At 63.5% G+C, this 18,803-nt stretch carries 15 protein-coding genes; 8 read left to right on the plus strand and 7 right to left on the minus strand.

Going from position 1 to position 18,803, the window contains the following annotated elements; genetic code table 11:
- Positions 1 to 38: 38 nt before the first annotated feature.
- Positions 39 to 473 (minus strand): hypothetical protein, encoded by a 435-nt coding sequence (locus tag VGH98_06445; GenBank protein HEY2375598.1) that lies wholly within the window; start codon positions 471 to 473, stop codon positions 39 to 41.
- Positions 474 to 659: 186 nt separating this feature from the next.
- Positions 660 to 1,319 (minus strand): YdeI/OmpD-associated family protein, encoded by a 660-nt coding sequence (locus VGH98_06450; GenBank protein HEY2375599.1) that lies wholly within the window; start codon positions 1,317 to 1,319, stop codon positions 660 to 662.
- Positions 1,320 to 2,355: 1,036 nt separating this feature from the next.
- Here VGH98_06450 and VGH98_06455 point away from each other — a divergent pair.
- Together VGH98_06455 and VGH98_06460 are read left to right on the plus strand one after the other, a co-directional pair.
- Entirely contained in the window at positions 2,356 to 3,837 is a 1,482-nt protein-coding gene (locus VGH98_06455; GenBank protein HEY2375600.1) for a CoA-acylating methylmalonate-semialdehyde dehydrogenase, read from the plus strand.
- Positions 3,838 to 3,949: 112 nt separating this feature from the next.
- A complete protein-coding gene (locus VGH98_06460) occupies positions 3,950 to 5,131 on the plus strand; it encodes a hypothetical protein (GenBank protein HEY2375601.1) in 1,182 nt (393 codons plus the stop codon).
- Here the strand turns inward: VGH98_06460 and VGH98_06465 are convergent.
- On the minus strand, positions 5,079 to 5,630 hold the full coding sequence (locus VGH98_06465; protein HEY2375602.1) for a DUF2127 domain-containing protein: 552 nt from the start codon (positions 5,628 to 5,630) through the stop codon (positions 5,079 to 5,081). The two genes, VGH98_06460 and VGH98_06465, sit on opposite strands and share 53 nt — an antisense overlap.
- Positions 5,631 to 5,702: 72 nt before the next feature.
- Between VGH98_06465 and VGH98_06470 the strand changes: the two genes are divergently transcribed.
- Both VGH98_06470 and VGH98_06475 read left to right on the plus strand, forming a co-directional pair.
- The gene (locus tag VGH98_06470) at positions 5,703 to 6,425 is read left to right on the plus strand and encodes a hypothetical protein (GenBank protein ID HEY2375603.1); all 723 of its coding nucleotides are present in this window, start codon (positions 5,703 to 5,705) and stop codon (positions 6,423 to 6,425) included.
- Positions 6,426 to 6,515: 90 nt separating this feature from the next.
- On the plus strand, positions 6,516 to 6,896 hold the full coding sequence (locus VGH98_06475) for a DUF3761 domain-containing protein (protein HEY2375604.1): 381 nt from the start codon (positions 6,516 to 6,518) through the stop codon (positions 6,894 to 6,896).
- Here the strand turns inward: VGH98_06475 and VGH98_06480 are convergent.
- On the minus strand, positions 6,886 to 9,186 hold the full coding sequence (locus tag VGH98_06480; GenBank protein HEY2375605.1) for an FdhF/YdeP family oxidoreductase: 2,301 nt from the start codon (positions 9,184 to 9,186) through the stop codon (positions 6,886 to 6,888). The genes VGH98_06475 and VGH98_06480 overlap by 11 nt on opposite strands.
- The gene (gene fdhD / locus VGH98_06485) at positions 9,183 to 9,992 is read right to left on the minus strand and encodes a formate dehydrogenase accessory sulfurtransferase FdhD (GenBank protein ID HEY2375606.1); all 810 of its coding nucleotides are present in this window, start codon (positions 9,990 to 9,992) and stop codon (positions 9,183 to 9,185) included. Before fdhD ends, VGH98_06480 begins: the two co-directional genes overlap by 4 nt.
- A 59-nt stretch (positions 9,993 to 10,051) precedes the next feature.
- Between fdhD and VGH98_06490 the strand changes: the two genes are divergently transcribed.
- The 3 genes from VGH98_06490 (at position 10,052) to VGH98_06500 (ending at position 15,399) form a co-directional block, all read left to right on the plus strand.
- Complete coding sequence (locus tag VGH98_06490) at positions 10,052 to 12,127, plus strand: MFS transporter (protein HEY2375607.1); 2,076 nt, start codon at positions 10,052 to 10,054, stop codon at positions 12,125 to 12,127.
- Positions 12,128 to 12,221: 94 nt separating this feature from the next.
- The gene (locus VGH98_06495) at positions 12,222 to 13,223 is read left to right on the plus strand and encodes a hypothetical protein (protein HEY2375608.1); all 1,002 of its coding nucleotides are present in this window, start codon (positions 12,222 to 12,224) and stop codon (positions 13,221 to 13,223) included.
- A gap of 40 nt (positions 13,224 to 13,263) precedes the next feature.
- Complete coding sequence (locus tag VGH98_06500; GenBank protein ID HEY2375609.1) at positions 13,264 to 15,399, plus strand: penicillin acylase family protein; 2,136 nt, start codon at positions 13,264 to 13,266, stop codon at positions 15,397 to 15,399.
- 181 nt (positions 15,400 to 15,580) lie between these two features.
- Here the strand turns inward: VGH98_06500 and VGH98_06505 are convergent, their stop codons facing one another.
- Positions 15,581 to 16,018 (minus strand): GxxExxY protein, encoded by a 438-nt coding sequence (locus tag VGH98_06505; GenBank protein HEY2375610.1) that lies wholly within the window; start codon positions 16,016 to 16,018, stop codon positions 15,581 to 15,583.
- Between the two features lie 352 nt (positions 16,019 to 16,370).
- Entirely contained in the window at positions 16,371 to 17,879 is a 1,509-nt protein-coding gene (locus tag VGH98_06510; GenBank protein ID HEY2375611.1) for an FAD-binding oxidoreductase, read from the minus strand.
- A gap of 133 nt (positions 17,880 to 18,012) precedes the next feature.
- On the opposite strand from VGH98_06510, the gene VGH98_06515 reads away from it, so the two are divergent.
- Positions 18,013 to 18,522 (plus strand): cytochrome c, encoded by a 510-nt coding sequence (locus VGH98_06515; GenBank protein HEY2375612.1) that lies wholly within the window; start codon positions 18,013 to 18,015, stop codon positions 18,520 to 18,522.
- The last annotated feature ends 281 nt before the right edge of the window (positions 18,523 to 18,803 follow it).

An 18,803-nucleotide genomic window follows, 5' to 3' on the forward strand; every position in this document is an offset into this window, starting at 1 on the left:
TCGCACAGCGAGCGTATTCAATAGCCCCTTTGTCAGCTTCAGCGTTCGTTATGCGTCAGGCCCGGACGATCTCGATCCACCACGATTCGGTAACGGCCCGCTGAATCATGTGCGGTCCGAAGCTCACCTAGTCGTGCCACGCGCACGGACATTTGCTCGCAAGTCCAGCTGCCCTGGTGCAGCCAAAGCGGGTGGCGACGATGAAGCGGACACTCGGGCCACGTGATATCGACGAAACAATCATGAAAATACTGCTGAATCTCCTCAGCCACCTTCTGGAGGTACTCGCGCGAGTCGACGTCGATGGCGTCAGGTTCGTTAAAGAACGTCCGGCGCATCGATGCTTCACGGCGGATCACCTCCTGCTGTCCTGTGCCGACGGTCACCTCAACATCGTGGGTGACCAGCGCCACGGCGCGAGCCTCATCCGCCAGTGAAATCCTCACCGAACATTCTCCCATCAAAACGACCACGGCGTCCTGCTAACGCGTGTTGCAGCGTTCGTTAGACCGCTGCCTCAGAGAAGCGTGCACTCGGCCTCTCGATCACTCTGCCGAGCTTCGCGATCTCCCAACGGTCGCCGAGGAACTTCGCCCGCTTGACCTCGAACCTCGGCGATCAGACGAAAGGGAAGGGCCGCGGCATCGCTGCGGCCCTCGCTAGTTCGGACGTCGGGGTGCTCTTTCTGCCTTCTTCACCGCATCGGTCACCGCCGCTTTCTTCTGCGGAACGATCGTCTCACCGCGAGCGAGCATCGCCACGAGCGTTGCAATCTTTTTCGCGCGGCCCGCGGGCGTCTTCATGTTGTTCGTGCGAAACGTGAGCGCGAACAGGTTCTGCTTGCTGAGCGTCGAGAACGTTTTCAGCGCGCGCGCGTTGGCTTCGATGGCGGCGCGGAGATCACTCGGTATAGTCTCCTTGGAGATCTCGCGGATTGGCGCGTAGGCCGCGTCCCATCGCCCATCCGCTTTGGCGGCGTCGATCTGCTTCTGACCGTGGGGCATCATGCGCCCGGCGCCGATGAGGCGAGCGACGTGCTCGCGGTTCACCTGACTCCAGATGCTCTTCGCGGTCCGCGGTGTAAAGCGCTGCAGGAATGATTGCTCGTCGAACGACTTCTTGATGCCGTCGATCCAACCCCAGCAGAGCGCAACGTCGAGGGCTTGGGCGTAGTCGACGGTCAGCAATCCAGAGCTCTTCTTGTGAATCTTGAGCCAGATCTCCGATTCACTGGCGTGGCGCGTCGCCATCCATTTCTCGAAGGCGGCGGCGGTCTTGAAGCTCTTTATCTTCTCGGGATCGGGAACGACGGGAGGCATGACCGAAATATGCGCGAGGTGATCGACCCCGGCATACAAACGCGTTCGAGGATCATGGCGGCCCGAGAAGTCACGTGGACGGAATCGAGGTTGCGTGGAAGATTCGTGGTGCGCACCCGAGCGACCCGTGGAGCGCGGCAGTCCAGCGCGCGGCCAGACTCACCAGGCATGCGGTCGTACCAATTCAACTCATAGATGCGTGTAGCGGTCTAACGCCAAGTTCAGTTGCGAGCGACTCTACTAAACTAGCGCGACGGACTCGCATACACGAAACGCTTGAAGAGCGTTCAACACAACGACTAACACGCGCTCGTCTGCTGCAACTCCCGTTAGGCCGCGACAGCGGGTGAGCTCTCCAATGCGCGGACACGGCGCAGCGAACGCACGCCGCGGGCTCCGACTAAGAAACCGAGACCTACCAGCAAGCCGAAAGCGAGAACACGTGGTGTGGCGTGCGGAGGTCCAAGCCACGCATAGAGAAACCCGATCGGCCAGACAGCTAGCATGAGCAGTGAAGGCCAGGCATATCGTCGGTATAACACGAGAACGAGGATAAGAATGCCGCTCTTCAACACCGCCTGACCGAAGAGAGTTGGATCAAGCGATCCCGCAGCTGTGAGCTGGAGGTACACAGTGATCAAGCGCGCGATGAGTGTGGCTGCCACAGTGAGCTGTCCGACTGTGATCTCCCATCCGGCGCGAGTTCGTGTACGATCGAGTTCCAACGGGTTCGATTAGCGTTTGAGTCGCGGCCTACGCTCATTAGACAGCGACATTAACAAGCACTCATGCAATTCATTGTGCGTGCCTCGCAACCTAAAATGCGACTGCCTCGCTCGAGCCCAGTTCAAGCCCAAGCAATGGCGGCGCTTGCGAGCGTCCACCCGAAAACCCTCGCAACTTAATTCGCACGCCTCGCAAACTAAGACGCATGCGCTAGACGCAATTCGCCGAGGCCTGGTCCAGAGACCGTAGGCGGGCCAAACCAGGATTCGGCCTGCGTTGACAAGCGGGGCTCCACGCGGAATAGTCCGGCATGCTCTGTCTCGACCACTGGATCGCCGGCCAGCGCGACCACGGCTCCTCCGACCGCGCCGGCACCGTCTACAACCCCGCGACCGGCGAAGCCGCCGCCGAGGTTCCGTTCGCGACCGCCGCCGACGTCGATCGGGCTGTCGCCTCGGCGCTCGCCGCGTTCGAAGGCTGGAGCCGCACGGGCCTCAACAAGCGCGCCACGATCCTGTTCAGTTTCCGTGAACTGGTTAGGCAGCATACCGAGGACCTCGCGCGTCTCATCGTTCGCGAGCACGGCAAAGTGCTCGCCGACGCCCGCGGCGAAGTCCAGCGCGGCCTCGAGGTCGTCGACTTCGCCTGCGGCATCCCGCAGCTCCTCAAGGGCGAGTTCTCCGAGAATGTCTCGGCCGGCGTCGACAGTTACTCACTGCGCCAGCCGTTAGGCGTCGTCGCCGGGATCACGCCGTTCAACTTCCCGGTGATGGTGCCGATGTGGATGTTCCCGATCGCCATCGCGTCCGGGAACACCTTCATCCTCAAACCCTCCGAGCGCGACCCGTCGCCCGCGCTCAAGCTCGCCGAGCTGTGGCTGGAGGCAGGTCTGCCTAACGGGGTGTTCAACGTCCTCCACGGTGACCGCGTCGCCGTCGACCGATTGCTCGAGCATCCCGACGTCGCCGCGGTGAGCTTCGTTGGATCGACCCCAGTCGCACGCCATATCTACGAGACCGGCACACGTCACGGCAAGCGCGTGCAAGCGTTAGGCGGTGCCAAGAATCACATGGTCGTCCTCCCCGACGCCGACCTCGAGCTCGCCGCCGACTCGGCCGTCAACGCGGCGTTCGGGTCGTCGGGACAGCGATGCATGGCGATCTCCGTGCTCGTCGCCGTCGGCGAGGCGGCCGACCGGCTCGTCCCGCTCATTCGCGATCGCATGCACAACATCCACGTCGGCGACGGCATGCGCCCGAACATCGACATGGGCCCACTCGTCACCAGACAGCATCTCGACCGCGTTCGCCGTTACGTCGACGAAGGCGTCGCCGCGGGGGCCAAGCTCGTCGCCGACGGGCGCGACGTGCCTAACGACGACGGTGGCTTTTTCCTCGGCCCATGCCTCTTCGATCACGTCCGCACGGACATGTCGATCTACAAGGACGAGATCTTTGGACCCGTGCTCTCCGTCGTGCGCGCGAAGAGCTACGACGAGGCGGTCGAGCTCGTGAACGACAGCCCGTACGCGAACGGCGTCGCCATCTTCACCAGCGACGGCGGCGCCGCGCGCCGATTCCAGAGCGAGATTCAGGTCGGGATGGTCGGAATCAACGTCCCGATCCCCGTGCCGATGGCGTACTACTCCTTCGGTGGCTGGAAAGACTCACTCTTCGGCGACGCCCACGTGCATGGAATGGAAGGCGTCAAGTTCTACACGCGCGCCAAGGTCGTGACCGCCCGCTGGCCCCAGTCCGCGGCGAAGGGAAAGAATCTCGGTTTTCCTGCCTAGCCTAGATCCTTCGCTTCGTCACGATGACAGGGCGTTCTGCAATGGACCAAGGTCCAGCGCGAACTCGACCATGGCGACGACCAGTGTAGCCTGTTCCCGAAGGCGGACGCCGGTGCATACTACTCCCATGCGTACGATTCAGAAGCTCACCGCTCTTGCGGCGCTATCGCTCACGTATGCCGCGCCCGCACTCGCGCAATCACTCCCGAGCCGGTTGTCCGACGACGACTTCTGGCGATTGATCGGCGAGCTCTCGGAGTCGGGCGGATATTTCCGCTCGGACAATTTTGTATCCAACGAGACGACTTTTCAGTACGTGATTCCGGATTTACAAAAGGCTCATGCTGCCGGTGGCGTTTATCTGGGCGTCGGACCGGATCAGAATTTCACCTACATCGTCGCGCTGAAGCCGCGGATCGCGATCATCACCGACATCCGCCGGCAGAACATGATCGAGCACCTGATGTACAAGGCGGTGATCGAGGTGTCGCCGACGCGCGCGGATTTCCTCTCGCTGCTTTTCTCGCGGCTTCGCCCGGCGGGACTCACCGATACCACCGGCGCGCCAGCGCTGCTGCAGGCATTTGTCGCCGCGGCGTCGGACAGCATTCTCTATCGCAAGAACCTCGCGGCGATCAAGGACCAGCTCACCGGTCGCCATCACTTCGCCCTCACGCCCGACGACCTCGCGTCGATCGCGTACATCTACGACGCATTCTTCGACGCCGGTCCCGAGCTCAATTACTCCTTCTCGACCGGTCGGCAAGGACGCGCGGGATTCTTTGGACGCAGAATGCCGAGTTACGCCGAGCTGATGTCGGAGTCGGACGCGTTAGGCACTCATCGGAGCTATCTCGCGACGGAAGAGAATTACCGTGCGTTGCGCGAGCTCGAGCTGAATAATCTCATCATCCCAATCGTCGGCGACTTTGCCGGCGACAAGGCGCTCCGCGCCGTCGGCGCGTACCTCAAGCAGCACAATGCGACGGTCACGGCATTCTACACGTCCAATGTCGAGCAGTATCTCTTCCAGCAAGCCGACGACTGGAAACACTTCTTCGCGAACGTCGCGACGCTGCCGCTCGATCCGAAGAGCACATTCATTCGTGCGGTCTTCAACTATATGGGCTTCCGCGATCCGTCGACGGGAATACCAGGGCCACGCTCGACGACGATGCTCTCGCCGATTCAGGACGTGCTCAAGGCCGTCGACGAAGGAAAGATCCAGACGTACTACGACGTCATCCAGCTCTCGATTTCTCCGGCTCCGGGGGCTGGGACCGGGGCACCGTGACCGCGTTAGGCGTTGCCGGCAGTGCTGCTTCGTGTGCGCGTGGGCGTCGAATGCGATAGATGAGATAGATGACGACGAAGACGTTGACGACGAACGTCGCGAACTTGATGACTGTCGGGCGCTGGAAGATCTCGTAGATCTCGAAGGGAATGAGTGATCCCGTCGCGATGACCGTCAGATACTCCGCCCAGCGCTTCTCGCGCCAGAGCCCGACCCCTTCCGTTCCGAAGAGCGCCGCGTAGAACAGCGCGACGAGCCCCAACGCGCCGATCTTCTGGCGGCTGAGCCCCGTAATCAGCATGATCGAGTTGCGCACGAGGTGCTGTCCGGTCGTGAACGCGAGGTTCGAGCCCCACTCACGTGCGCGGTCGGCGACTCCTTGCTGCATCAGCCCGAACGCGCCGAGCGCAGCGAAGACAAAGAGAATCGTCTTCAGAAATTTGAAAATCGCGATCGCTTGCATGAACCGATCGTGATGGCGATGCCGTTCTGACGTCACTGTGGTTTCCATACTCCGATTATGCGGATTGCCATAACGCGCCCCGTTAGTTCCAGTCTACCGCGCTGCGAGTTGACCTACCTTACGCGCCAGCCGATCGATCTCGGCCGCGCGCGAGAGCAACATACCGAATATGAATCACTCCTCACCTGCCTCGGATGGCAAATAGTTCGCCTGCCGGCGCTCGACGAGCAACCTGACGCCGTGTTCGTCGAGGACGCGGCAATCGCCGTCGACGAACTTGCAGTACTCGCGCCGATGGGAGCCGCGAGTCGAGTCGGCGAGTCGCGAACCGTCGAGGACGCACTCGGCCGATATCTTCCCGTAGAACATCTCACTCCGCCAGCCACGCTCGACGGCGGCGACGTGCTCCGCGCCGGCCGCCGACTCTTCGTCGGCCTTTCACGTCGCACCAACATCGCTGCTGTCGAGCAACTCGCAAGGCTACTCGGCCCATACGAGTACGAGGTCGTTCCGGTGTCGGTCGCAGGGGCGCTACACCTCAAGTCGGCATGCTCCTTCGTCGGAGAAAACGCCTTGCTCGCGAACACCGACTGGTTCGACGTCGCCCCGTTCGCCGGAATGGAAATCCTGCCTATCGAGACCGCCGAGGCGTGGGGCGCCAGTGTGCTATACGACGACGGTCGCGTCGTCACGCTGGCCGGATTCCCCCTCACGAAGGATCTGCTCGAGAGCCGCGGACTCGATGTGCGCGTCGTCGATTTGTCGGAGCTTCGCAAGGCGGAAGGCGGGCCGACCTGCCTCAGCATTCTCCTCCCACGCGCCGCTTCGTGACGGCCGAGTGCTTCACGCGGTCTGCTCATACGAGCATCGCGACCGTTCGCGATTGCGTCAACCGGAATTCACTCTCTCCCGAGGTCGCCTATGCTTCGAAATTTCTCCGTTCGGGCGTTGGTCATTGCATGCGCATTCGCCCTCGCTCCACTCGCCCTACAGGCGCAGGCGACGACATGCAAGGACGGCACGACTTCCACCGCCAGCGGTAAGGGTGCGTGCTCCGGCCACGGCGGCGTCGGCAAGGCCGCTGCGAAGGCCGCGAAAGCAGAGTCGAAGGCGAACACCAAGGTCGCAAAGACCGACGCCAAAGTCGCGAAGTCAGAATCGAAGGCGGCTAGCAAAGCCACGAAGACGACCGACGCAGCGGGCGCGACGGCGAAGTGCAAGGACGGCACGTATTCGCGCGCGGCCACTCGCCGCGGCGCCTGCTCGCGCCACGGCGGCGTCGCCGAATGGCTCAAGACCTGACGACTCGCTCGGCCCGCCTAACGGTTATGACGATTGCTTTGGAGGCGGGAGTGTTGCTGCCGACGGCGACGTGGTCGTGCGGTACGAGGACGTTCGCCTCGGGGAAATAGGCCGCGGCGCAGCCGCGCGGGACGTCGTACGGTACGACGCGAAAGTTGCGCGCAACGCGCTCCTCGCCGCCGTGATGGCTCGTGATGTCGACGGCCACCTCGGCGGCGAGCTCACGTGCACGCATGTCGTCGGGATGAAGAAAGATCACGCGTCGCCCGTTGCGTACGCCGCGATATCGGTCGTTAGGGGCATAGACGGTGGTATTGAACTGATCGTGCGCCCGCACCGTCGTGAGTAACAGCTGGCCGGGCGCGAGCTGGAACGTGGGAAGAGCGTGGACTGTGAAGCGCGCCTTGCCGGTCGCCGTCAGGAAGACGCGATCGCGCGCGGCGTTCGGCAGATGAAAGCCGCCCGGCACGCGCGCCCGCTCGTTGTAGTGCTCGAAGATCGGGATCACCCGCTCGATCGCGTCCCGAATGCGATCGTAGTCGCCGACGAGCTCGTCCCACGCGACCGCGCTGCGGCTGCCTAACGTCGTCCGTGCGAGGCGCGCGACGATCGCGGGCTCGCTCAGAAGTTGCGGCGACGCCGGCTCGAGCACACCGCGCGACGCCTGAACGATCGCCATCGAGTTCTCGGTCGTCACGAATTGCGGGCCGTGCGCCTGGACGTCGCGCTCGGAGCGGCCGAGGCAGGGAAGGATGAGCGCCTGCTCCCCGGTAACGAGGTGCGCGCGATTGGGCTTGATCGACACGTGGACCGTGAGGCGGCAGCGGCGCAGCGCGGCCGCGACGTACTCCGTGTCGGGCGTCGCTTGCAGGAAGTTACCGCCCAACGCGAAGAAGACCTTGGCGCTTCCCGCATGCATGGCACGAATTGCTCCGACGGTGTCGAACCCGTGATGCCGCGGCGGCACAAACCCGAACACTGCGCCGAGCCGGTCGAGGAACTCGGGGCGGGGACGCTCCCAGATACCGACCGTGCGATCGCCCTGCACGTTGCTGTGACCGCGCACAGGACAGAGGCCCGCGCCAAGCTTGCCGATCTGTCCACGCAGCAGGTGGAGATTGACGATCTCCTGAATGTTCGCGACGGCGTTCACATGCTGGGTGAGTCCCATTCCCCAGCAGGTGATCGTCCTCTCGGACCTGGCAAAGACCTCGGCGGCGCGCACGATGTCGTCGTAAGGCACACCGCTCGCCGATGTGATCATGTCCCACGGCTGGCGCGTCAGCGCGCGCGCATACACGTCGAAACCGTCGGTGCATGCCGCGATGAAAGCGCCGACGAGCGACTTTTCACCGCGCGCATCGCGCTCGAGCAGTGCTTTGGCGATTCCCTGAAACAGAGCGACGTCGCCGCCGACGCGAACGCGCAGGAGAAAGTCGGCGATCTCCGTGCCGCGCCCGAGAAGTCCCGTCAGCTCCTGCGGCTGCTTGAATCGCCGCAATCCCGTTTCGGCGAGCGGATTGATGCCGACGATCGTCGCGCCGTTTCGTTTGGCCTTCTGCAACGTCGACAACATTCGGGGATGGTTCGTTCCCGGATTCTGCCCCGCGATGAAGATTGCTTCCGCGTGCGCGAAGTCCTCCAGCGTTACCGTCCCCTTGCCGACGCCGATCGCTTCCGTGAGCGCAGTGCCGCTCGATTCATGACACATGTTGGAGCAGTCCGGAAGATTGTTGGTCCCGAACTGCCTAACGAACAATTGATACAAGAACGCCGCCTCGTTCGACGTCCGACCGGATGTGTAGAATACGGCCTCGTCCGGCGACGCCAGCGCGTTGAGCTCGGACGCGATGAGCGCGAAGGCATCGTCCCACGAGATCGGCTCGTAATGCGTCGCGTCGCGCCGCAGCAGCATCGGATGCGTGAGGCGTCCAAGCTCGCCGAGCGCGTGATCCGACATCGCCGACAGCTCGCTGATGCTGTGGCGCGCAAAGAGCTCGGGCGTCGCACGACGTGTCGTCGCTTCCCACGCCGTCGCCTTCGCGCCATTCTCGCAAAATTCCGCGATGTGACGGCTACCATCGGGATCGGGCCACGCGCACGACTGGCAATCGTAGCCGTCTTTCTGGTTGAGTGCCGTCAACGTGCGCAGTGACCGGCGCACGCCCATCTCGCCGAGCGCGTGGCGGAAGCTGGCGACGACGCCAGTCATCCCCGCCGCCGCGGATGGGGGGTCGGAGATATCGATCTTGGAGAGATCTTCTTCGGGGGGAAGCTCGTTGCCTGTCACGCCAGGCGGTCCTCGCCGGCATAGACGTTGAACCGTTCCGCGCGCACGAACCCCAGCAACGTCATCCCGCTCTCTCTCGCGAGCTCGACCGCGAGACTCGACGGCGCGCCGATCGCCGCGACGATCGGAATGCCCGCCATGAGCGCCTTCTGAACCAGCTCGAAGCTCACCCGTCCGCTGACGATGAGTATGCGCTCATCAGCCGGAAGGCGGCCCGCCAGCAACTCGGCGCCGATCACCTTGTCGAGCGCATTGTGCCGCCCAACGTCCTCCCGGAGAATGGTCAACCGTCCGTCGAGATCGAACAGCGCCGAGGCGTGCAATCCGCCCGTCGCCGCGAAGAGACGTTGGGCCTCGCGCAGCAGTGCAGGGAGTCGCCGCACGAGCTCGACGTCGACCGTCGGCGCGTCCGTGCGCAGTGTCCACACTGGCGTCGCCCGAAGCGCCGCGGTCGATCGTTTGCCGCAGGCTCCGCAGCTCGAGCTCGTGAACGAATGCCGGTCGAGCCGCGAGAGATCGCTCATGTTGCCTGTCGCGAGCTCCACGCGAATCGCGCCGCTCGAACAGGGATGCACGCCGAGTATGTCTTCGCGCCGGCGAACGATACCCTCGGTGAAGAGATAGCCGGCCGCGAGATCGACGTCGTCACCCGGCGTTCGCATTGTCAGGGAGACCGTCGTCGGGATCCCACCGTCAACCGCAATGCGTATCTCGAGCGGCTCCTCGACGGCGAGCACATCGGAGGACGCGTCGACCGTACTGCCGTCGACTCGTCGCACGTCAAATCTCAAGACGCCTTCGCCCATCGCAACTCCTGTCTCGTTACGGGGAATTAGAGCGCACCGATCGCGACCAGACAAGCAGCATGTCGCCCACGAGCCACCGGCGCAAAATTCGCAAAGTAGGAAACAGACTTCGCAAGGACGACCACGTGACCACTGCGGTGGCGGCGCGACCAGTCTCGCTCTCGCATCAGCAGATCCTCGTTGTCTTCAGCGGACTCGTGCTCGGCATGCTCCTCGCCGCGCTCGATTCCACGATCGTGTCCACCGCGCTGCCAACGATCGTCGGTGAGCTCGGCGGACTCGCGCGTCTATCCTGGGTCGTCACGGCTTATCTGTTGGCACAGACGGTCGTGACGCCGCTTTACGGCAAGCTCGGCGACCTCTACGGTCGCAAGAGCGTGTTGCAGAGCGCGATCGTCCTCTTTCTCGTCGGCTCCGCACTCTGTGGCCTGAGCAGGAACATGCCGCAGCTGATCGTCTTTCGTGCGATCCAGGGACTCGGTGGTGGCGGACTCACGGTGACGACGCAGGCGGTCGTCGGCGACATCGTCCCGCCGCGCGATCGGGGTCGGTATCAAGGAATCTTCGGCGCGGTGTTCGGTCTCGCCAGTATCGCCGGTCCACTCCTCGGCGGCTACTTCACGACGCATCTCTCCTGGCGATGGATCTTCTACGTCAATCTGCCGTTAGGCATCATCGCGTTGCTCGTCATCGCGTCGACATTGCCGGCGACAACGGAGCGGCGGCATCCATCGATCGATTACCTCGGGACGGTGTTCCTCGCGATCGCCCTGAGTGCCATCGTGCTCGTGTCCGACGTCAGCGGCACGCTCCGTCCCTGGCTCTCGCCGATGATGCTCTCGCTGATTGCGGCGGCAGTCGTATCGCTCGTTGCGTTCATTCTGGTCGAGCGCCGCGCGACGGAACCCGTGGTGCCGCTTCGACTCTTCCGCAATCGAACCTTCTCGGTGACGTCGGCGATTGGACTCATCGTCGGCTTCGCGTTGTTCGGCTCCGTGACCTACCTCCCGCTTTTCCTGCAGGTCGTGAAAGGCGCGAGTCCGACCGCGTCGGGTCTCGAGATGCTACCGATGATGGCGGGCATGCTCGTCACGTCGATCGCCTCGGGGCAGCTCATCAGCCGCACGGGTCGATACAAGATCTTCCCGATCATCGGCACGCTCGTCATGGCCATCGGGCTGTACATGCTCTCGCGCATGACCGCGCAGACGACGACCCAGAGCGCGGCGATCATCATGCTCGTTCTCGGTCTCGGACTCGGCATGGTGATGCAGGTGCTCGTGATCGCGGTCCAGAATGACGTCGAGTACCGTGACCTCGGCGTCGCGACCTCGGGCGCGACGCTCTTCCGGCTCGTCGGCGGCTCGTTGGGTACGGCGGCGCTTGGCGCTGTCTTTTCGGCGAGCCTGGCGCATGCACTGGCTCGCGTGCTGCCGGGCAGCGCGCGCGTCACCGGGCACGGCGCTCTCAATCCGGAGACGCTACGCCAGCTCTCGCCGGCCCTGCGCGACATCTACGTCAACGCATTCACCGTAGCGTTAGGCACGATATTCGTTGCCGCGACCGCGGTCGCGCTGCTCGGCTTCGTCCTCACGTGGTTCACGCCCGAACGCCCGCTGCGGCAGACCGTCGCCGCCGCAAGCAGCGCCGAGCTGGGTGAGGCGTTCGCGATGCCCGAAGACCCGCGATCGGAGGGACTGGTGCTCCGCGGGCTCGCCGCGCTCGCCGACCGGCACGTCCAGCGCGAGCACATCGAGCAGATCACGGCTCGCGCCGGTGTCGACCTCGAGCCGCTCGAGGCGTCCTTGCTCGTGCGCATCGATCGGTATCCGGACGCCGACGTCCAGACGTTAGGCAAGGAACGCGGTGCCGGCCCGGAAGAAGTGAGTGTCGCGATGACCGACCTGCGCTCGCGCGGTTTGATCGTGGAACGGCCCGGCGACGGCCGGACTCCGCGATGGGAGCTGACGTTCGCGGGCTGCGCGACGTTGAACAAGCTCGTCGCCGCGCGTCGCGCGTATCTGACCGAGCTTTTCGCAGAATGGGGCCCTTCGCGTCGCGAGGAGCTCGCGGCCGTGCTGCGGCGCTTGGCGGACGAACTCGTTCCCGATGTGCGGAGCGTCGCTCGCGCATGAGGCGACTCGTCGCCTGATCGCTGATCACACTATTGCACGTCCGTGAACGAACGCACACCTTTGTCTTCCCTCCCCGCGAAGCAAAGGCTCCCCCGTGCAGTTCCAACGCCTGCTGGCAGGCGTTCTTGTCGCGTTAGGCAGTCTCCCCGCCAAGAGCAACGCCCAGGACACCATACAAACGCTGGTGGGATCGACGCGTGTCGCGCTCGATCTCTCCTACATGCGCCCCGTGTACTCGTACTTCCGGGGCAGCGGCGCCGCGCTTCCGTTCATCAACGACCACTGGCAAGCAGGCCTTTCGCCAACGTGGGAGGTCGACGGCGGCGTCCAGCACTACTACTTGTCGGGCGGCGCCGAAGCGGTTGCCAACTACTACCCGGTGAGCAGCGGCAGATGGCTGCCCTACGTTGGCGCCTTTGCATCGCAGCGCGGAGCCACCTTCGCGACGGGCAACGGGACCTACGGTGTGCAGGCCGGCTATCTCCACTTCCTATCGCCATCGTTGGCATTCCGCAGCGAATTTCGTTTCCGCCACTCTGACGTCGGTGCCGCATCGAACAGCGAAGATGTCCTCGTCAGCCTCGATCCGTATCTCTTCGGACGAGCGAATCGTCGCCTAACGGCACTCCCTGCATTTGGCATCTTCGACGTCAATCTCTTCGCCGACTACACTCTTCGCCCGACACATTCACTCGCCGTGAATGCGACGCTGGCTCCGTTCCTGACTCGCTGGCTCCAGGCCGGATCGACGGCGAACATGGTCTTTGCCTTCTATCGCAGCAGCGGAAGCCACGTCCTCGAGTTATTCGGCCGCGGCTATCTACCGGTCGCCACGCGCGTCGTCCCCTTCGCCGAGCTGTTCGTCGGCAATGAGAGCCTCGGCCAGAGCTATCAGACGCTCGGGAGCCACGGCACCCGTGCGGGACTGCGGACGTACCTGACGCCAGGCGTGGCGCTCGACCTGGCGCTCCAGTGGCGGACGTACGACACGGAGACGATGGGGCCGAGCAAGTCGAGCACCTCCACACCGCCACCCAATCGAACTTTCCGCGCCACGATGACGACGCAGTTCCGGGCACGGCGCGCGCGTGATTAACGTTCACGCGGCCCGTTTTTCGGAGATCGCTGTGCCTAACATGTCCCGCCTGCGGCGAACGCTGACGCTCGCCGCACTTGCATTCCCTGTCACCACACACGCCCAGTCGCTCGCCTCGCAGGTCGAGGTCGTGCGCACAACGCACGGCGTCCCGCACATACGCGCCGAGAACGTCGAGGCGGCGGCGTACGCGCTCGCGTACGTGCAGCTCGAGGACTACGGACCACGCGTCGCCTTCGCCCTCGTCCACGCGCGGGGTGAGATGGGCAAGTGGTTCGGCCGCGACAGCATCGAGGGTGACTACACGGCGAAGCTCGCCTACGACGAAGCCGTTAGGCATTACGCCCAGCTCGACCAGGATACGCGCAACGTGTACGAGGGTTTCGCGGCGGGCGCCAATCGGTACGTCGAGCTGCATCCGGAGGAGTTTCCGGCGGGCTTCGCGCCCCACTTCACCGGCTACGACGTTGCGACGAAGGACGTGGAGATGCCGTCGCCGGCCGCGGTGCGCCGCTTCCTTGCGAAGATGCAACCGGCAGCCCCGCGTCGTCAGCGGCCTCCGGCATCCAACGAACCACCCGAAGGCTTTCCAGACGACGTGCCCGATTACGGGTCCAACGCGTGGGCCTTCGCGCCAAGTCGCACAAAGTCGGGGCGGGCGATCCTCATGCGCAACCCGCACCTCTCGTGGGACGCGGGCTACTACGAGGCGCAGGTTACCGTGCCTAACGTCTTGGATTTCTACGGCGACTTCCGCATCGGCGGCCCGTTCAGCGTCGTCGGCGGCTTCAATCACGACCTCGGCTTTGCGACGACGAACAACGCGCCGGAGCTGAACGCGATTTACGCGCTCGATGTGGATTCGACGCGCGTCGACCATTACTTGTTCGACGGTGCGTCGCTCAGTCTCGAGCGTCAGCTGGTGACGGTCGAGTACAAGAATGGTCCCGGACTCTCGAGCGAGACGCGCGAGATGTGGCGCACCTCGTTAGGCCCCGTGATCTATCGTGGCGGCGGGAAGGTCTACGTCCTCAAGGCGGCTGGCGACGGCGACTTCCGCGCCGGCGAGCAGTTCCTCCGCATGATGCGCGCAAAGTCGCTCGAGCAATGGAAGGATGCGATGCGCATGCGCGCGCGAGTGAATTCGAATTTCACGTACGCCGACCGCGCCGGCCACATTTTCTATGTATGGAATGCCACCATCCCGTCACTACCGCATCCGAGTGGCGGTGACACGGCGGCGGTACCGGCGCACGGGACGTCGGACGTCTGGACTCGTTATGTGCCATGGGACTCGCTCCCGCAACTCCTCGATCCCAAAGGCGGTTACGTCGAGAACTCGAACGACCCGCCGTATTTTACGAACTTGCATCTGCCACTCGACCGCAAGCGCTATCCCGCGAACTTCCCCGAGCCGAAGGTTGGCCTCCGCACGCAAATGAGCCTCGAGCTCATCGACACGAACCGGAAGCTGAGCCTAGAGGACGTGATCGCGCTGAAGCACTCGTATCACATGCTCCTTGCCGACCGCGTGAAGAGCGATCTCGTCGCGGCCGTGCGCGCGTCGAATCCAACGCCGGCCGTTGCTCAGGCGATCGACGCGATCGAGCGCTGGGACAACTCCGTCGCACCGACGAGCAAAGGTGGCCTGCTGTTCGAGATCTGGTGGCGCCGCTACATCCAGGGCTCGATGGCCGATAGCCTGTTCGCGCAGCCGTGGAGCATAACGTCACCCGCGTCGACGCCACGTGGATTGCGGGACGGCGCCCGCGCCGCGGCCGCCTTCGCATGGGCGGTCGACGAGACGACACACCGCTTCGGCGCCGCCGATGTCGCATGGGGCGACGTCCACCGCGTCCGCGTCGGCAGCGTCGACGTGCCCGTTGGCGGCTGCAACGGTGACCTCGGCTGTTTCCGCGTGATCTGGTACCGCAACGAGCCCGACGGCAAGCGCGCCGCGGCCGGCGGCGATGGCTGGATCCTCGCCGTCGAATTCACGGACATCCCGCACGCGTACTCGGTGCTGGCGTATGGCGAGAGCGATCGCGCCGATTCACCGTTCCACGACGACCAGGCCGCGATGTTCGCGCGCGGTGAGTTGAAGCCGGTCGCATTCACGGCGAAGGACGTCGACGCCCAGTCGATTCGGAGATATCGACCGGGGGTGAGTCGTTAGGTTTGTATGCTCCCGACGCCACGCGGGCTCATGTGTCGGGAGAGATCAACGACTATGAAACACGGACAAAGCCGGCCTTGACCCGGCTTTGTCCGGGGTAAGGCAGTTGACGTAAGCCAAACGAGGCGCCTTCCATGGGGCGCACTAGCACCGCTCGCGATTCACTATCGCCGCTCGCGATTCACTGTAGCCGCTCGAAATGATCGGTCGCGAGGAGCCGGTAGAATTTCGGTTTTGGGCCGAAGTGCAGTAGGAGCCCTACGTCGAACCTGGTTGCGCGAAGATAGTTCAGGAGTTGAGGTCGATCGGTTGGGCTGAGAACGAATCGGGATTTTGTCTCGAGTACGATCAAATCATCGACGACGAAATCCATGACGAAGCGCCCAATCGTGAAACCATCATACCAGACCTCAACCGGCACTTCACGCGCGACCTTGTGACCGCGGCGTCGTAGCTCGATCTCGAGCGCCGACTTGTAGATCCTCTCGAGAAATCCAAACCCAAGTTTGTCGTAGACTGCGAAGAATGCCGCGATGATTGATTGTGTAATCTTTTCGTGCAACAGCTTTCCGGGCTGACGCGTCGAAGGGTCATCGTCGGCAGTGCGGTTGTCGTCCATGACAGCCAATTCAGCATCGAGGGGCGCCGCGTGCATAACCAGAATCCTGCCAGCAGAACGAAAACAATCCGACTGGCGCGGTGAGGCCTTTCGCGGGATATCGCCGACTCCTCGCCGCCGCGCGCGCCGAAGTGTTGGGAGAGATCAACGATTCTGAACGCGGACAAAGCCGGGCAAGGCCGGACAAGGCCGGACGAAAAGCAGAACAGAAATTCTTTTTTGTCTTTTTTTTTTGAAGAAAACACGTTCCCGCTCTTAGTCCGGCAGTGTGCGGCGTTGTCCGGCTTTGTCCGTGTAAATGCCGTAAATGCTGATTGAACCAGGAGCCTTGCCACGCGCGATGGAGGAGTTCTCACCCAGGACGGCGCGTACTATCGGCAGCTGGTTTCACGGGCTCGAACTCCTTTTCGGGAACCCTGAACTGCGGATCGACGCCCGTGTCCTCCCAGACGCCGAGTACGCGCTGCGCGACGTAGTCACCGATCTTTGGCCCGAACTTGAAACCTTCGGCATTTCCGCCTGCGGCGATCCACACGTTCGTCATGTGCGGATGGTGATCAACGATGAAGTTGCCACTCGAGGTGATCTCGTAGTGGCAGGCATGCGTCTGCGCGATCGGCGCATCCTTGAGCAGTGGGAAGCGATGTGCGATGAATCGGCGTGAGCCGTCGAGGCGTTCCTGATTCGCCCAACGATCGCTCGTATCCGGGTCCAGCTGCTGCGGCGGTACTTCGACCTGCGCCTGTCCGCTCTGACGAGCACCACCGGCGTTCGCTGCGTTCGAGCCCGTGTCGACTGCGGGCGCGTTCGGATTCGGCGTCGCGCCGCCATTGGCGACGGTCGACGGTGTGTTCGGTGGCGTCGGCGCCCGCTCGGCGCCGCGCACCCGAAACCCACGATTGTCTACCGGCAACGCCGGCCAGCCCGTCACGCCGGGGAAGTTGAAACTTGGCAGATTAGGATATGTGAAACGATAGTCCCCGATCGGCGTCCCGTAGTAGCAGACGTATCCGATCGGCACTCGCATCTTTTTGGCGAAGAGATCTGGAAAAGTCTTGCCTAACCAGGCTCCAACTGCGTAGACAAAAGTGTCGGCGCGCAGCGTCGTGCCCGTGTCGAGCGCGATCTCCTCGAGGCGGCCATCGACGACTTTCGAGGGCGTCGCCCGGCCGATGACGATCTCACCGCCCAGCTTCTCGAAGGCCGCGGCCACCGCGTGGACGGCGCGGCGCGCGCGCACGACGCCGGCGTCCGGCTCGTAGAGAATCGCACTGATTTCGTCAACGGACATCACTGGAAACGAGCGGCGGACGTCCTCGGGCGCGAGGATGTTGTACGGAATCTTGTGCTTGTCCCACCAGAGCTTGCAGCGCAGCTGAAAGTTGTCCCAGTCCTCGCGCAGGATCAGATCGCCGGTCACATGGAAAAGGTTCAATCTCAGGTCGCGGCCCCATTCGTCGTCGAACGCCTTCCATCGCTTCATTGCCTCACGCGCCCAGAGCATCCACAGCTCGCCTTGCGTGCCTTGCCGGTCCCCATACGATGAGCGCACGCCACGCGACTCGTCGCCGGAGGTCGATCGGCCATTCCCGGGACCATACGCATCGACGAGCGTGACCTTCGCGCCGCTCTTGCGCAGGTGGTACGCGGTGAAGCTCCCCCAGATTCCCGCGCCGATGACGACGACGTCGGGCGAGCGCCGTCCGAGCACCGACGCGCTCCGCTGTTCCGTCTCCTTCGTCGCGAGCCCCTCCGCGCCGGCGCGTCCGCCAAGCAATAGCATTCCGGCGCCCGTGCCGGCGACTTTGATGAAATCCCGTCGGTGGAGGGAGCTGCCGTCTTCTTTCGACTCGTCACTCATGTTTCTTTGGGCCAGGACGGTTGAATCGCGCGTCAACATGCCGTCGGGGCGACGCGGACGCAAACCGGATCGCGAAATGGCATCACTGCAGGATATAATGGTGGCGGTCGCTTATCCGTTGAGGAGCCGTATCATGGGTGCGAGACGTGGAGCAGTCGTGGTCTGGACGATAGTCGTTGCTGGCTGCGCGAGCGGCGCGGCGTCCGCCGGGCGCGTGCTTACGCCCCTTGGCGCGCACCTTACCGCCGACTCGAAGACCGGCGCGCCGGTCCCACTGCGGATTGATCCCAACGCTCGGGTCGTGCGCACGACGACCCCCAACCTGCCTGCGGCGACATATTGGCCGGCGCAGGCTGATCGTGGCGAGAAAGTCTTCACTCAGGTGTGCGCGATGTGCCACGCGCAATCGCAGTTCATCGGACAGGCATTCGTCGAGAACTGGAATGACCATCGTGTGTCGGATTTCTATACGCTCATCCGCAGCACGATGCCGCTCAACAATCCGGGCGGGTTGAAGGATGACGAGTATCTGGCGGTCGTTGCGTATTTGCTCAAAGCGAACCACGCGAGTGCCGGTCAGGATTCGCTCGGCACCGACTCCCTGTCGCTCCGGCACCGAAAGATCGGCGTGCGGTTCCCGTAGGCGCGTGATGCGTGGTGACGCCGGACGCCGAGCGACATACCTCAAATTGTTGGGCACGATAGCTGCTCCGAAACCGCGGGCGAGACATCGCGCCGGCGCGTCGTGCCTCACGAGGGTGATTTCAGCAGTCTAACCCTCGTGTCGTTCCGGAACGATTGTTCACGCTCGCCGTCCACAGACGCGGACAACGACGCTACCTGTGCAGGGGCCCTAACCATGACACATCAGCGAATAGCGACCGCTCTTATCGTAGCGATGAGTATGTGCTCAGTGAGGCTCGG

The organism is Gemmatimonadaceae bacterium, from assembly GCA_036496605.1.
Lineage (GTDB): Bacteria > Gemmatimonadota > Gemmatimonadetes > Gemmatimonadales > Gemmatimonadaceae > AG2.